Origin of the sequence: Clostridium zeae (genome assembly GCF_017312485.1) — a bacterium.
Taxonomy (GTDB): domain Bacteria; phylum Bacillota; class Clostridia; order Clostridiales; family Clostridiaceae; genus Clostridium_AR; species Clostridium_AR zeae.
Map to the genome: position 1 here is coordinate 197,423 of NZ_BMBA01000002.1, position 15,327 is coordinate 212,749.

Annotated in this window: 16 protein-coding genes and 1 other annotated feature; of the genes, 8 read left to right on the forward strand and 8 right to left on the reverse strand. The window is 29.5% G+C overall.

What is annotated here, in order from left to right:
• Positions 1 to 9: 9 nt before the first annotated feature.
• Entirely contained in the window at positions 10 to 510 is a 501-nt protein-coding gene (locus J3477_RS10220) for a gamma carbonic anhydrase family protein (protein WP_206869861.1), read from the reverse strand.
• A 208-nt stretch (positions 511 to 718) separates the two neighbouring features.
• Here J3477_RS10220 and J3477_RS10225 point away from each other — a divergent pair, with 208 nt between their 5' ends.
• Entirely contained in the window at positions 719 to 1,744 is a 1,026-nt protein-coding gene (locus J3477_RS10225; protein WP_206869862.1) for a CehA/McbA family metallohydrolase, read from the forward strand.
• 9 nt (positions 1,745 to 1,753) lie between these two features.
• On the opposite strand, the gene J3477_RS10230 is transcribed toward J3477_RS10225, so the two are convergent.
• A complete protein-coding gene (locus J3477_RS10230; RefSeq protein WP_206869863.1) occupies positions 1,754 to 2,086 on the reverse strand; it encodes a hypothetical protein in 333 nt (110 codons plus the stop codon).
• Between the two features lie 355 nt (positions 2,087 to 2,441).
• On the opposite strand from J3477_RS10230, the gene J3477_RS10235 reads away from it, so the two are divergent.
• From J3477_RS10235 to J3477_RS10245, 3 genes are all read left to right on the forward strand, one after another.
• Positions 2,442 to 2,900: an Lrp/AsnC ligand binding domain-containing protein gene (locus J3477_RS10235; protein WP_183276733.1), complete on the forward strand. Its 459-nt coding sequence runs from the start codon at positions 2,442 to 2,444 to the stop codon at positions 2,898 to 2,900.
• A 131-nt stretch (positions 2,901 to 3,031) separates the two neighbouring features.
• Positions 3,032 to 3,253, forward strand: coding sequence for a DUF378 domain-containing protein (locus J3477_RS10240; RefSeq protein WP_206869864.1), 222 nt, complete (start codon positions 3,032 to 3,034; stop codon positions 3,251 to 3,253).
• Positions 3,254 to 3,627: 374 nt separating this feature from the next.
• Complete coding sequence (locus J3477_RS10245; protein ID WP_228731264.1) at positions 3,628 to 4,434, forward strand: putative ABC transporter permease; 807 nt, start codon at positions 3,628 to 3,630, stop codon at positions 4,432 to 4,434.
• A gap of 49 nt (positions 4,435 to 4,483) precedes the next feature.
• Here J3477_RS10245 and J3477_RS10250 read toward each other — a convergent pair whose 3' ends face one another.
• A complete protein-coding gene (locus tag J3477_RS10250) occupies positions 4,484 to 6,229 on the reverse strand; it encodes a phosphoenolpyruvate carboxykinase (ATP) (protein WP_206869865.1) in 1,746 nt (581 codons plus the stop codon).
• A 346-nt stretch (positions 6,230 to 6,575) separates the two neighbouring features.
• Positions 6,576 to 7,301 carry a lysophospholipid acyltransferase family protein gene (locus J3477_RS10255; RefSeq protein ID WP_206869866.1) on the reverse strand — a complete coding sequence of 242 codons (726 nt, stop codon included), beginning with the start codon at positions 7,299 to 7,301 and terminating at the stop codon, positions 6,576 to 6,578.
• Positions 7,302 to 7,497: 196 nt separating this feature from the next.
• Here J3477_RS10255 and J3477_RS10260 point away from each other — a divergent pair, with 196 nt between their 5' ends.
• Positions 7,498 to 8,373, forward strand: a complete 876-nt coding sequence (locus tag J3477_RS10260; RefSeq protein WP_206869867.1) for a ComEC/Rec2 family competence protein — start codon at positions 7,498 to 7,500, stop codon at positions 8,371 to 8,373.
• A 72-nt stretch (positions 8,374 to 8,445) separates the two neighbouring features.
• Here J3477_RS10260 and J3477_RS10265 read toward each other — a convergent pair whose 3' ends face one another.
• Positions 8,446 to 9,129 carry a ribonuclease H-like domain-containing protein gene (locus J3477_RS10265; protein WP_206869868.1) on the reverse strand — a complete coding sequence of 228 codons (684 nt, stop codon included), beginning with the start codon at positions 9,127 to 9,129 and terminating at the stop codon, positions 8,446 to 8,448.
• A 15-nt stretch (positions 9,130 to 9,144) separates the two neighbouring features.
• On the reverse strand, positions 9,145 to 9,873 hold the full coding sequence (locus J3477_RS10270) for an HAD-IB family hydrolase (protein ID WP_206869869.1): 729 nt from the start codon (positions 9,871 to 9,873) through the stop codon (positions 9,145 to 9,147).
• 332 nt (positions 9,874 to 10,205) lie between these two features.
• On the opposite strand from J3477_RS10270, the gene J3477_RS10275 reads away from it, so the two are divergent.
• From J3477_RS10275 to J3477_RS10285, 3 genes are read left to right on the forward strand one after another with little or no spacing between them, the layout of a single operon-like run.
• On the forward strand, positions 10,206 to 10,427 hold the full coding sequence (locus J3477_RS10275) for a FeoA family protein (RefSeq protein ID WP_200274054.1): 222 nt from the start codon (positions 10,206 to 10,208) through the stop codon (positions 10,425 to 10,427).
• Positions 10,428 to 10,453: 26 nt separating this feature from the next.
• The gene (feoB, locus tag J3477_RS10280; protein WP_206869870.1) at positions 10,454 to 12,217 is read left to right on the forward strand and encodes a ferrous iron transport protein B; all 1,764 of its coding nucleotides are present in this window, start codon (positions 10,454 to 10,456) and stop codon (positions 12,215 to 12,217) included.
• Between the two features lie 13 nt (positions 12,218 to 12,230).
• Entirely contained in the window at positions 12,231 to 12,401 is a 171-nt protein-coding gene (locus J3477_RS10285) for a FeoB-associated Cys-rich membrane protein (protein WP_206869871.1), read from the forward strand.
• 3 nt (positions 12,402 to 12,404) lie between these two features.
• On the opposite strand, the gene J3477_RS10290 is transcribed toward J3477_RS10285, so the two are convergent.
• Positions 12,405 to 13,208, reverse strand: coding sequence for a ribonuclease H-like domain-containing protein (locus J3477_RS10290; RefSeq protein ID WP_206869872.1), 804 nt, complete (start codon positions 13,206 to 13,208; stop codon positions 12,405 to 12,407).
• Between the two features lie 2 nt (positions 13,209 to 13,210).
• Positions 13,211 to 14,902 carry an arginine--tRNA ligase gene (gene argS / locus J3477_RS10295; RefSeq protein WP_206869873.1) on the reverse strand — a complete coding sequence of 564 codons (1,692 nt, stop codon included), beginning with the start codon at positions 14,900 to 14,902 and terminating at the stop codon, positions 13,211 to 13,213.
• 150 nt (positions 14,903 to 15,052) lie between these two features.
• Positions 15,053 to 15,259: a binding site (T-box leader), on the reverse strand.
• Positions 15,260 to 15,327: the final 68 nt, after the last annotated feature.

Here is a 15,327-nt window from a genome sequence, read left to right on the forward strand (position 1 = left end):
CTCCGTACTTTACTTATATTTTTTTGAAAGTTTTATATATCTCTCTGCAGACGCACCTACGTTCTTAATTTCCTCTTCTGAAAGCTCTCTTATAACCTTCGCAGGAGAACCAAAACATAAGACACCTGAAGGTATATTTTTATTTTCTGTTACTATGCTGCCTGCCCCTATTATTGTATTTTCTCCAATAGTTGCTCCATTTAGTATTATTGATCCCATTCCAATCAAAACATTATTTCCTATAGTGCACCCATGAATAATTGAATTATGCCCTATAGTAACATTCTTTCCAATTATTACTGGATTATTAGTATCTACATGCACAGTACTGTTATCTTGAATATTTGATCCCTCATCTATACTTATACTATTAATATCGCCTCGTATGACTGTGCCAAACCAAACGCTTACATCCTTCTGGATATCTACTTTACCTATTATATCTACAGTATCTGCAATATAAGCTTCATTGTGTACCTTTGGATAAACTTTATCAAATGAATATTCCATTTTATATCGCCTCCTATGCATGACTATTATTTTACCATAGTAAAGGTTTTATAGCCATATTTTATAAAACTAAATTTTATTTAAAATTATTTTTAATAAAAATGTATTTGTTGTTCCTAATAAAATTTATTATTTATATGTAATTGGAGGTTAATAAAAATAAGAAATAATAATATTATATAATAAAGCAATTTATAGGAGTCATAATTTGAGCAAACATAGGAAACATAGATCAGATGATTTACAAAGTTTTGATCCAAAGAATATTAAAATTTTATATGGAATACCTCACTGCCACACCAATATATCAACCGGAAAATGTTCAGCTGTAGAAGCCTTAGAATATGCAAAAAGAAACAGGCTAGACTTTTTAATAATAACTGATCATAATCGCTATTTCTCAAGTAACTCACATAAAGAGCATAATACCAAATGGGATGAGTTAAAGAAATCATTGGATAGATTTAATAAAAAAAATGAAGACTTTGTAGGAATAGTTGGTTTTGAGGCAAGCTCTAACCCTTGGGGCCACCTAAATATAGTTAATCCTTCATCATGCTTTTCAAGTGTTATTAGAAACTTTAACAACCTAATGCTTTGGATGATTGCAAACGGGAATTGTTATATATCAATTAATCATCCTGGAAGTATCGTAGAACAGATCCCTTTTAGTCCTTTTTTAAATAAATTTATTAATACAATAGAAGTAGGTAATGGCTCTTATCCAAATAAGTATCGTAGATATTCAAAAAGATATTTTTCAATGCTTGATAAAGGGTGGATGCTGGGAGCAGTAAATGCTCAAGACAATCACCAATTGAACTTTGGTGATACTGAAAATCTTACAGGAGTTTTAGTGAACAAATTAGATAAAACTTCTATAATAAGCTCCCTTAGAAATAGGAGATGTTTTTCAAGTGAATCTAGAACATTAAAATTTTATTTTACCATCAATAGTTCCTTTATGGGAGAGGAACTTATTATTGAAAAAAATAACAAATTAAACTTCTATATCCATGCTGAAGATAGAGTTAACATTATCGAAGAAGTTCAAATAATCACCTCGGGAGGAAAGATACTTAAGGTTCTCAAAGAAATTTCTCTTCATAATTTAAAATACTCAATTTCATTTCCTGCTTCTGAAAAAGAGAGATGGTACGTAATTAGACTAATCCAAAAAAGTAATAGAGAAGCTATGAGTTCTCCTATATTTATAAAAATAAAAAACTCCTGATGGAGTTTTTTATTTTTTATCTTTATTCATATTCTTAACCCTATTAGGTTTAGCCTTAGGTCTTATAGTAACTTTGTTTTCTTGCTTTTTCTTAGCAGTCCCTTGATGTATCTCCATAAACCATAATATTAATATTACAAATAAACCTGAAGACACTGTGCTTGCTATAGTACTTTGCAATCTTAATACAATCGGTAAAAGAAATACTACAATTGCAATACCTAAAACTATCCACTTATTGATTTTTACCTTACCCAAAACAAATATCTTCAAAAGATTAAATATAGCTAAAACAACTACTGCAAATAATAAAAGAAAACCAATACTTCTAGCAACTTCCATTCTACCACTCCTCTAATCTAGCAAAATTAACATCCTATAATCTATATTAGACGAAAATCTAAACATTTTCAATAGAATAAATTTAACTTGTACACGTTTCATATAATCTATGTATTTAAATTTACTTTATAAAAAACTTAGATGTAAAACAAATACTTACATCAATTTCTACTATAATCAAGATTATGCAATTACTTTACAATAATTATGAAGAAAATGATGATTATAAAAAATAGTGCATCATTATTTTAACTTTTTAGTAGAATTAAAATACTTTTTTTGATAAAATATAAATTGAGTATATAGATACTTACAATAATAGGATATAAAACATAGAAGAGGTGAATTTTTGCTTATGCAAAATGTTAATTTGGATGAATTAGATTTACAAATATTAGATATTTTAATTAAAGATTGTAGAACTCCTTATTTAGAAATAGCAAGAATGTGTCATGTTAGTGGTGGAACTATTCACGTTAGAATGAAGAAGATGGAAGACTTAGGAATAATAACTGGGACAAGGATTCTTTTAAATCTTCCAAAACTAGGTTATGACGTTTGCTGCTATGTAGGTATTTATGTAGATAAGACATCATCTTTTTCTTCAGTATTTGATGAATTATCTAAAATTAAAGAAGTGGTTGAGCTTCACCTTATTACAGGAAACTATTCTGTTTTTGCCAAAGTAATTTGTAAGAGTATTTCTGACCTTCAGGATATATTAATGAATAAAATAAATACAGTTACAGGAATTGAAAGAACAGACACATTCATATCATTATCTCAACCTATAGATCGTAACATACAACTTTAAAGAGCTACTTAGCTCTTTTTTTTATTGTTTTTGCGATTTTTTATTTTCCATTAAACTTCTTTTTTATCACTACATAATTTATTTATTTTCGGAAAAAATATAAGAGAAAAGTAAGTAAAGGAGTGATTTAAATGAAAACTCTAGATATAATAGCGCTAGTATTAGTTATAATTGGTGCAATTAACTGGGGGCTAATTGGCTTCTTCCAATTTGATTTAGTAGCTGCTCTATTTGGCAATATGACAGCTATAAGCAGAGTGGTTTATGCACTTGTTGGTATTGCTGGACTTTATGCTATTTCATTTTTTGCTAAAGATAGATACACTAACACAAATAACAATAACATTGACTAATTAATAATAAATCCCCTTATTTATAAGGGGATTTATTACGTATAGATAAATACTACAATATCTCAACTGCAAGTAGCATCTAAAGTGGCTATCAGCTTTAACATGACAATTAATAAAATAATTATTGTAATTTAAAAAAATAGAACAATTTCTCCATTAGCCCAATGAACCATATCTATCCTTAGCACAAACAATTCTATAACAAAGCAACTCATTTGAACAATATTCCAATACTTCCAATATCGCACAATTCTTATGATATTATCCCTATTTTCTTATATATTATATATTATTTACATTTTATTAAATCAATATTGATAATTTTAGTATATAATAAATAGTAAATGTCTAGAATTTTCAAAGGGAGGTGAATTATGCTTATACAAGTACTAAATGGATTTTCATTATATGAAATAGTTTTTTTCTTTGCTATTTACTCTTTTTTAGGGTGGTGCATTGAAGTTGCTTATGCTTATACAAATAGAGGCTACTTTGTAAACAGAGGTTTTTTATATGGTCCTTTCTGCCCAATATATGGACTTGGATTTGTATCAATTATTGTTTTTCTTGACCATTATAAAGATAACTTGATTGCATTATATATATTATCTACATTATTAACATCAGTAATAGAGTATGTTACAGGCTACCTATTAGAAAAGATATTTAAATCCAAATGGTGGGACTACACCGAAGACCCATTCAATCTTCACGGCAGAATATGTCTTCATTTTTCACTAGCTTGGGGAGTAGCTGCAGTTGCAATTATAAAAATAATTCATCCTATTTTCTTTATCTTTGTAAATATCTTACCTTTAAATATAGGTATTTATATTTTTTATGTTCTTATTAGCTACTTTATGATAGATTTAATATTAACAATTAGTTCATTAATCCAACTTAATATAATTCTATCTAAATTAACATTTATAAGTGGAGAATTAAAAAGAAGATATTCATATATAATATCTGTAACTAAAGAAAAAGCTATTGGAACTGCTCAAGATATGGAAGATGGATTTAGAGATTTAATTGATAGCTACAATAAAAATCTGTCAAAAATTAATTTTAACCATAAACGTCTTATAAAAGCTTTTCCTAATATGAAATCAACTTATTTTGATTCTATAATAACAGAATTAAAAGAAAAAATTTCATCATTAAAAGATTTAATAAAATAAAGGTATATCAGTATTAATACTGGTATACCTTTATTCCTGTAATTTAAAATTAAAGTGATTTTATAAGCTCAAACAATTCAAGTGCTGCAGTCTTAGGTCCATTTTTTTCAAGCCCTGAAACTGCTAAACAAGTCTTTATTTGACCAACCTTTATACCATCTTCAAAACTTCTATTGAAGTATTGATCAATTAATATATCAGTTTCTGCCTGTTTTTGTGCTGGTCCAAATGGATTTGCGAAATATGATGTAACCAATCCTGTTTCAGTAGTTGTACCTTTAGCCATTCTTGCTCCAGCCTTAAATACATCAATAGCTTTAGCAGGAGATTCAAATAATTCGATGGCATTTCCACCTTGCTCAATTCTGTCATAATTGTTAGCATAAAGTAAAATATCTACTTTGTAGCCTTTTATAATTTCCTTATAAGTTGAAACCGGCATTACAAGTCTTGCATTTATCTTATCAGGATTCATAAATATACTTCTATCAATCTCTTTAAATGCATATCCTTGATCTAAATCGTCAAGTCTAACAAAAGCACCTACTTCAGTTCCATATCCATAAATACCTTCATTTTTAAGCTTAAATGATCCCATATCATCAAAAACTACAGTCATTTCACTTACGTGATCTTCACTTAAGGCTCTGAATGCTTCTAAGCTTTCTGACTTACCTGCTCCACTATCTCCTATAATTACTACATTAGCGTTCTTGCCATTCTTAAGAACTATATTTACCATTGCACCATGTATAGGCAAATATCCTCTTTTTATCATTATTAGATTGTGTAAAGTTAAACACATCTTTTTCATATATCCAAAGTAATCTATATTTTCATTATGGTTAACATAACCATACATTATATCATTCTTTTTATCTTCGTAGAAAACTGTTCTAAGCTCTTCTGTATCTTCTTCCACACCAAAAGTGTATACAATATCAGGCTTTCTGCCTTTATATTCATCTTCTCTTGCAAGCTCAAATAAGTTACTTAAAGTAATACCATGTTCCATAAAATCTCTATGGAAATAAACAAAAGCTAAAAGTTCTCCAATCTTTGCTGGATAACAGAACCAATTATCTTTATCTATCTTTCCATTAACTAGAGGATTCTCATAAACTTCAGTAAACATACCATCTCTTGTATTTTTCTTAGGATATGTTATAAACGGAGTTTCTAACGCTATTGTTTCAATAAAAGGAACCTCTTCTAAAACCTTATATTCCTCTGGCACTGTCCATATAGGGTTATTTATAAGAATACATGCGTTTCCACCTGCAGGTAGTTGTCTAAATATATTTGGCATAGTTCCGATTACATTTTTTTCTATGGTTCTATAAAAATTCAATATAAGCATTGAAAATTGAGAATTAGCATCTAAAAAGCTAACTGATGCAATTCCATCTCTAATTCTATTATTATGAATAATTGTATATCTCTCTAATCTTCTCCAGAAAGAATAAATGTCTTCAATTATAGCAAAAAAGCCTTCTCTATCTTCAATTATCTTTTCAACATCCTCATTGTAAGAGATTATTTCGTCTGCGCTCATTATAGTTAATAATTGAAAGGTTCTTACCAGTGCTTTTCTGATTTCTCTTGTATCTTTAGTCCCCAACTTTTGTGCAAGTAATTTATAACTATGGGAGTTTCTCACCTGAGCTCTCTTTAAAAATGTATCTAACACTCTCTTAAATCCATAGCTTTGCAATAAACTTTCATAATTACTGCAATATTTCTCTGTAAAATTAATTGTTACCTTATCATTGCTCATTGAAAATTCTTTACGCATTTTCGGCCCCCTCATGCATGATTTTTTTTTATAAATTGCATATTCATAATAAATACATAAACCTTATCTCGATTATATCACAACTTATGCAATTTAACCAATACATTTTTTTCATTTTCTTTCATATTAGCATATTCATTTATCACCTAATATGCTATCATTTAATAGTATTTTAACCTGTTCTTAAATTGATTTTTGAAATTTTATCAAATACAAATAGCTTTTTATTAAAAATACTATCAATTTTCAAATAAAATCCTACTGTTATACTATTTGCTTTTATAATAATAAAAAAACACCGAATAGATTGTTAATAAAACCCATCAATCTATTCAGTGCTCCTATTTTATGACTCTAACCTTATTCTTTTCAAATTCGCTTCTATTTTATCATGTACAATTGTTGCCAATTCTCTTTGCTCATCCTTAGTAAGTTTATCCGGATATATTGGTTGATCAAATATTATTTTGATATTAGTACTCTTAAATTTATTATTTTCCTCAAATCCTTTATATGACCCATCTATTGTTACAGGTACAATTGGAACATTAGCTTTTGTAGCAAGCTTCAAGCTTCCTTTTTTAAATTCCTTAAGCTTACCATCCTTTGCTCTTGTTCCTTCCGGGAAGATAGCCATCGAATACCCATTTTGAAGGTTTTCAACACCTTTATTAATAACATTTATAGCTTCTCTTATATTCTCTCTATCAATAGGCACGCTATGTACAGCCTTGAGCCATTGTCCTAATATAGGAACCTTCAGTAATTCCTTCTTAGCAATAAATCCTATTAGTCTATCTGCATTTAATACCAAAGCTGGAATATCAAATAAACTTTGATGGTTCATTACAAATACACATGGTCCTTCAGGGATATTTTCCACTCCCACTGAATCAACTTTATGATTTAAAATATTGATACTAAATTTCGCCCATGCTACATACTTATCTCTTACATATTTATCTGCGGCTTTTTCGCCTCCAAATTTTTTAAGAACAAATATAATTCCACCTCTAAAGAACTCTAAAATCATGTATAAACCATACCAAATCATCAAAAAATAAATTTTCACTATATTACACCTCAAACTTTTTCTTATATCTTGCATATATTATTATACTTGGATGACTTATTTAAAGCAAGATTTCAGTAATTTACCTTTACATTTACTTAACTTGATAATACACTATTTTTGTTAAGGCCACTTTTATTATAATATATATTTATACTTAACACACTATATTAACTTACTAGTCGAAAGGATTATCATGAAAAAAATATTTAAATTACCTATTATACTAATTTTATTACTATCTCTATTTATAGCTGGATGTTCTAATTCAAAAATAGAAAATAGTACTTCAAATGCTTCGAATACTTCAATTTCAGGAAAACTTGTAGTTCATTATATAGATGTAGGGCAAGGTGATTCAATTTTGATCCAAACTAAGGAGAAGAATTTTCTTATAGATGCTGGTCCTAAAGAAAATGAAGATAAGTTACTGTCATACTTAAAGAAACTAAATATCAAAAGATTAGATTATGTTGTAGCTACTCATCCACATGAAGACCATATTGGTGGTATGACTAATATAATAAAAACGTATGATATTGGCAAGTTTTATGCTCCTAAAGTAACAAATACTACTAAAACCTTTCAGAATATGTTACTTGCGTTAAAGGACAAAAACATGAATATTAATGTTGTAAAACCTGGGATGGGTGGCGATATAGATTTAGGCGAAAATACTAAGGTAGAAGTTTTCTCTCCTAACAGCTCAAAGTACGATGATCTTAATAACTATTCGCCAATTATCAAAGTTACTTATGGAAAGAACTCTTTTCTTTTCACTGGAGATGCTGAAAAATTAGAAGAAAATGAAGTGCTTCAAAAAAAATATGATATTAAGGCAGATGTTCTAAAGGTAGGTCATCATGGCAGCAGTAGTTCTACTGGAAAAGACTTTCTTTCTAAGGTTTCTCCTTCAATAGCTATCATATCATGTGGAAAAGGAAATGATTACGGTCATCCTCATAAAGAAACTCTAAAAACTCTTGCAGATGCAAATGTAAAAGTATATAGAACTGATCTATCAGGTACAATAGTAATTACATCAGATGGAAATAACATTACAGTAAAATAAGACCTATAATATTCAAACGCATTTTAATTTCATTAACTTGTTAAAACATAATATAAAATAACAGCACCTGTATTATTCATTAATACAGGTGCTGTTATTATCTCCCTCATCTACTTTTATGTATTTGTTCCAATTCATACATATATGAAAGAGATTGACCACGTCTTGCTCATTATATTGTAATATTTTATCAACCTTTTCCTTTGGCATTCTCAGTATATAATCTTTGTCCTTTATAACCTTATGGAATGTTTTAGCTAGGTTTGAACCACTCATTAATTCGCCTTCCCTAACTATATCAAACTTTTTCTCTAAGGCCTTAAGCCCTATTCCCATTTTTATGAGCTTTTCATATTCTTTTTGAAGATCTACCGAAACAAAATAATCATCAAACTTAAACTCAACACCATATTGATTAAATAGATAATTAATGACAGTAAAATCATTGTTTCCAGAAAAAGTAACTATGTATCTCTTCCCATCTTCGTAAGCTTTTATAAAATATTTTTGTGCTAAAATAAGTATATCTCTAATTTCGTACTTATTCTCAATCATATATTGAGTAACTAATAACTCTGATTTTTCCTTATCAAATATACAAGCTCCAAAAACACCAACACATTTAGGTTTCTTATAAACATAATGCTCTAAATCAAAGAATATTGATTTAGAGCATTCAAACTCTTCATCATTGACTTTGATGATGGAACTATCATCAGTTTCCCCTACGGGTACATCTCGCTCCTTTATTATCACTTTATCACTCTTTCCTTATAGAATTTCAAATCTGTCAGGTTTTAAACTATAAATAAGATCTTTTCTTTCAACTATTATATTTATCTTCTCTTTAACCTCCTTATCATTTTGTATTTTGTTTAGCAATTCTCTTGTAGGATTTATGCAGTATGGATTTTTTACAAGACTCATCATTGTAAAATCTCCTGCAGTGTCTCCATAGGCAAAACTATTATTTAAGTCTATATCATATTTATTTACAAAACAATTTATAGCATCCATTTTACTTTTATGATCCCACATTGGCATCACATCTCCAGTGTATCTTCCTTTACTATCCAATAAATATTTTGCCCCTTCATAATCATCGAATCCATGTTTTAAGGACATTTCTTTAACTAATTCTTCTGGACTACCTGAAATAGTTATAAGCATATGACCTTGTTCTTTGTGCCACTTAATTCTATCTCTTGAAAATGTATATAGCCTTTCACCTTTTTGTTCAATTACCTTTTTTGCAATAAATTCTATTTGATGTTTGTAAAGACCTTTTATAGCTTCAAGATATATATCAATCATCTTTAGTAAATATCCATCATAGTCTCCCTGTCTTTTATCCCACTTCAAAAATTCAGGCCTAACTTCATTATACCATTTTTCTGACTCTATTATTTCATATTTTATCATTTTCTTGAACATTTCTGTTATTAAGCCTTCTCTATATAATGTTCCATCAATATCAAAAAACGCTGCTATCTTCTTCATATTACCCCTCCTATAAATTATAGTTCAATTATTAGTATTTTGTATAATTTTGCATTCTATTATATATTGAAACTTATTGCAAAGTAAAGTTATGTTTATATTTTAACAATCATTTATTATTAATAATGTTTATTTACGAATAATTATTATTTTAATCCTTCTATTTCTACTACATATATTATTATCTTATTCGGCAATTTAATTGTGATACTGAACTATTTTCTTAATATTCTTTATTTTAAAAATATTATTATTTTGTGTATTACCTTGACTTTTTATTAACAGGGTGGTATTATTTTCTTGAGAATGATTTTCAATGTGAGGTGGAAAGAATGTGCGTTTACGATTTAAGACCAGGTCAAGTTGGTGTTGTGGACAAGATTTCTGGTGATGATAAATTAGTTAAAAGATTACTAGCACTAGGTTGTATCGAAGGAACCGAAGTAACTCTTAAGAGAGTAGCTCCTTTAGGGGATCCACTAATAATAAATTTAAGAGGTTTCAATATAGCAATAAGAAAAAACGATGCAAAAAATATACTATTAAAGAAGTAATTAATGTTCAAAAAGGAGGATTTTTGATGACTACAGTAGCACTATTAGGAAACCCAAATGTGGGTAAAACTACTCTTTTCAATGCACTGACTGGCTCGAATCAATATGTAGGAAACTGGCCTGGTGTAACAGTAGAAAAAAAAGAAGGTAAGCTTAATAATATAAAAATTGTAGATTTACCTGGAATTTACGCCATGGATACATTTTCAAATGAAGAGAAGGTATCAAAATCTTTTTTAGAAAATGAAAATGTAGATTTAATAGTCAATATAGTTGATGCTTCAAACTTAGATAGAAATCTATATCTTACTCTTCAACTTAAACAATTTAAAAAGCCTATAGTTGTCTTGCTAAATATGGTTGATGTCGCTGAAAAGAAAGGTTTTAAAATAGACTATAAAGCCTTAGAAGAAAAACTTAAGGTTAAAGTTATTCCTATGGTGGCTTCTAAGAAAAAAGGTATTGATCATGTAAAAAATATGTTAGTCAACAATGAATTACCTCTAACCATAGATGATAATGACTATTATTTCGATTCTGAAAAAGATGCTTATACTTTTATAGATGGAATTATAGATGCTTCAAGAATGAAGAATGGAAAAGGAAACCTTTCTTTTACAGATAAAATAGATAAAATAGTGCTTAATCCATTTTTAGCATATCCAATTTTTATCGCAATCATGATTTTTATGTTTCAATTTACCTTTGCTTGGGTAGGCCAACCTCTCGCAGATTTATTAGATGGACTTTTAAATGATAATATAATTCCATTCTTATCTAATCTTTTATCGGGAACAGCACCTTGGTTCCAATCATTAATTGTTGATGGAATAGTTGCTGGTGTTGGTGGAATAATGACATTCTTACCTATAATTATGGCATTATTCTTATGTGTTTCTGCATTAGAAGACAGTGGATATATGGCAAGATCAGCATTCATAATGGATAGCCTTATGAGAAAAGCTGGACTTTCAGGAAAAGCTTTTATTCCAATGCTTATGGGCTTTGGATGTAACGTTCCAGCAATAATGTCAGCAAGAACACTTGAAAGCGAAAAAGACAGAAAACTTACAGCTTTACTTATACCACTTATGAGCTGTAATGCAAGACTACCAATATATGCAGTATTTGCTCCACTTTTCTTTGGATCAAAAGCAGGACTAGTTGTAGGAGCTCTATATTTCTTGGGTATCGTGGTAGCCTTCCTAGTTGGTATGCTGTTTAAGAATACTTTATTCAAAAAAGATGAAGAACCATTTATAATTGAATTGCCAGAATATAAAATCCCTGAATTTAGAACAGTTATGAAAAACACTTGGGATAAAGGTAAGGGCTTCTTACAAAAAGCTGGAACAATAATATTTGCAATGACAGTTTTAATATGGCTTTTACAAAGCTTTAACTTCTCAGGTAAAGTTGATGATATAAATCAAAGTTTCTTATTTAATATAGGTAATTTCTTAGCTCCAATTTTCGCACCTTTAGGCTTTGGAAACTGGCAAGCTTCAGTTTCATTATTGACTGGTATTTTAGCAAAAGAAACTGTGGTTTCTACTATGACAGTTATATACGGCGGTAACTTAGATGCAGCTATAGGTGCAACTTTCACTACAGTAAGTGCATTAGGATTTATGGTATTTGTATTACTTTACACTTCATGTGTTACAGCTTTAGGAACTATGAAAAAAGAGTATGGCACAAAAATGGCAGTTTTCTCAGCAGGTTATCAATTTGTACTTGCCTGGTTAGGAGCCTTTGTAGTATTTACTATAGGTAATTTAATATTTTAAAGAAGGTGTTTATATGGAAATACTAATAACTCTTATAATTGTAGCAGTAGCAGGTTTTATATTATTTAAAAATGTAAAAAGTTCAGCTAAAGGAGAATGTAATTGCAGCAGCAATAGTAGCTGCTCAGCTACACATTGTCCAAAATACGATTCAAAAACTGATACCATTTCAATAAAAAAGTGAGCATCATAGATGCTCACTTTTTTTATTTTCTAAAATCTCTTCTATCTTATTTATATTTACTTTATTTTGTATTAGCTCATAAATAATTCTTGAGGCTACTTTCTTAGGCATATTAATCAATACAGACTTGTCAAAAGTTATTCCCTTTTTTCTAACCAAGTATTTTATATATTGCTTTTGGTTCTTCGAAAGCATATCATCTCTTTTTAAACCTCTATCTTCTATATCCTGCAGGATTAGAAACAAAAGAGGTAAATTTGATACATCTTCTTGATTATGAAGAATTATCTTGTTCTTTATAGCTTCATCTCCAGTACTTAAATATTCGAAATATGCATCTCTACATTCCTTTCCATTGAAGCTATCTTGCCTTTGAATCCCTAGATATTTCTCCATATCTTTTAAAGAATATCCCTCTAAATCCAATGAATTTCTATAGGGAGATATTTCCCTATAGAAATCTATGTGCTTATCTATAATTGGAGTTTTGAACCCATTAATCGAAAGTCTTTGGAACATAAAAGGTTCATCAAATGCTAATCCATTAAATGTGCACCATATCTTCTTTCCCTTGATTAATTTCAAAAACTTTTCTAACAACTGTTTCTCTTCATTGTGTTCACAAAATATAATTTCATTTATAAATATGCCACCTTTAAACTTACCTACTGAAACAGCGAAAACCTTATTGTTTATTTTATCAAAGCCAGTAGCCTCAATATCAATAAACGCTATATTATTGAAATCATATTTATTATACAAAGCCCTATCAAGTTCCAATACATTTTGAGTTGTTACGAACTCCATCTTTACATCTTCTCAACAGTTTCTACGCCTATCAATCCAAGGCCATTTTTAATTACCTGGCAAGTAGCTTCTACTAGCTTTATTCTTGCACTCTTTAATTTCATATCATCAACATTTGCAACAGAATGTGCATTATAGAACTTATTGAAAGCTTTTGCTACATCAATTACATACCTAGTCACAACTGATGGCTCAAGTTTTTCAATCGCATATAATATACTACTTTGGAATCCATCTAAAGTTTTTACAAGTTCAAATTCTTCCTTAGACTGTAGTTTTGCAAAGTCACTTTCTTCAGTTACCTCTCCTACTTTTCTTAATATACTCTTAGCTCTTGCATAAGTATATTGAACATATGGACCTGTTTCACCTTCAAAGTTAAGGATTTCTTTCCAGTCAAAGACTATATCTCTTTCTCTACTATTTTTTAAATAAGTAAATACAACTGCACCTATTCCTACTTTTTTAGCTACTACTTCTTTATCCTCTAGTGTTGGGTTTTTTTCGTTTATTACTTCCAAAGTCTTCGAAACAGCTTCTGACAATAATTCATCTAGAAGTATTACATCCCCTTTTCTAGTAGATAACTTTTTCTCTGCAAATCTTACTATACCAAATGGTACGTGTACACAGTTTTTAGCCCAATCGTGACCTGCTAGTTCTAATACCTTAAATACTTGATTGAAATGTAGTGATTGATCCTTTCCTACTACATATATAGCCTTTGAAAAATCATAAGTTTTCTTTCTATACATTGCAGCTGCAAGATCTCTAGTTGCATATATAGACGCTCCATCTGACTTTAACACAATGCATGGAGGCATGTTGTACTCATCTAACATAACAACCTTAGCTCCATTACTTTCAACTAATAGACCCTTTTCTGCAAGTTCTTTTACTATACTATCCATTTTATCGTTGTAGAAACTTTCTCCAGCCCAAGAATCAAAATCTACATTCAGGATTTCATATATTTTGTTAAACTCTTTCAATGATAAGTTTCTGAATCTTTCCCAAAGCGCAACAGCTTCACTATCTCCATCTTCAAGCTTCTTAAAGTACATTCTTCCTTCATCTTCTAAAGAAGGATCCTTTTCCGCTTCATCGTGGAACTTTACATATATTCTTAATAATTCTGCGATTGGATGCTTCTCTAAAGCTTCTTCATCAACCCATTTCTTATAAGCAGATATAAGCTTTCCGAATTGTGTTCCCCAATCCCCCAAATGGTTTATTCTTTCAACATCATACCCTTCGAAAGAAAACATTTTGTATAAAGAATTACCTATTACTGTAGTAGAAAGATGTCCAACATGGAATGGTTTTGCAATGTTTGGAGATGAATATTCAACTATTATATTTTGACCATCACCCATTGTTGATGAACCGTAGCACTCTTTTTCTTCTAATATCTTACTTACAGTATTTTTTGAAAAAGTTCCTTTGTCTACAAAGAAGTTTACATATGGTCCTAAGTTCTCTACCTTCTCATATCCTTCTACATTTATCTTATCTTTTAGTTCTGCTGCAATTATATTTGGTGCTTTCTTTAAAGTCTTTGCTAACTGAAAACATGGAAATGCAAAATCCCCCATCTCCGGTCTTGGTGGAACTTCAATTAATCCTTCTAATGTATTTACATCTATTTCTAAATGCTCTTTTAATCTTTCAGCTGTAAGTTTTTTGTAATCCATAATATCTCCTCCTGTATATCTTATATAAAAATCCTAAGGCCAATAGCCGTTGATTTTATTTCGTATTAAACTACCACAATTTGCTCGTCTATTTATCTACTGATCTCATTGAATTATGTCTTCTATGCAGTAAAAAAAGCCCATCTCTTTTTTAGAGACGAACTTATATCCGCGGTACCACTTCTATTGGTTTAAAAAACCCACTCATATATTTAACGCATATTGCGGCATGCCCTACTTTTAATTTCAAGCAGCATCTCCAAGGCTCTCTTCCTTTAATCTTATCTTACAGGGCTTACACCATCTCCTGTTCGCTTTAAAACTCGAATAAAGTACTCTTCTTTTCTTAGATTTTAATTATTTAATTATTTATATTATATCCAAAAAAAAATTTTCTTGTCAATATAGATTTCTTATTTCCAAAA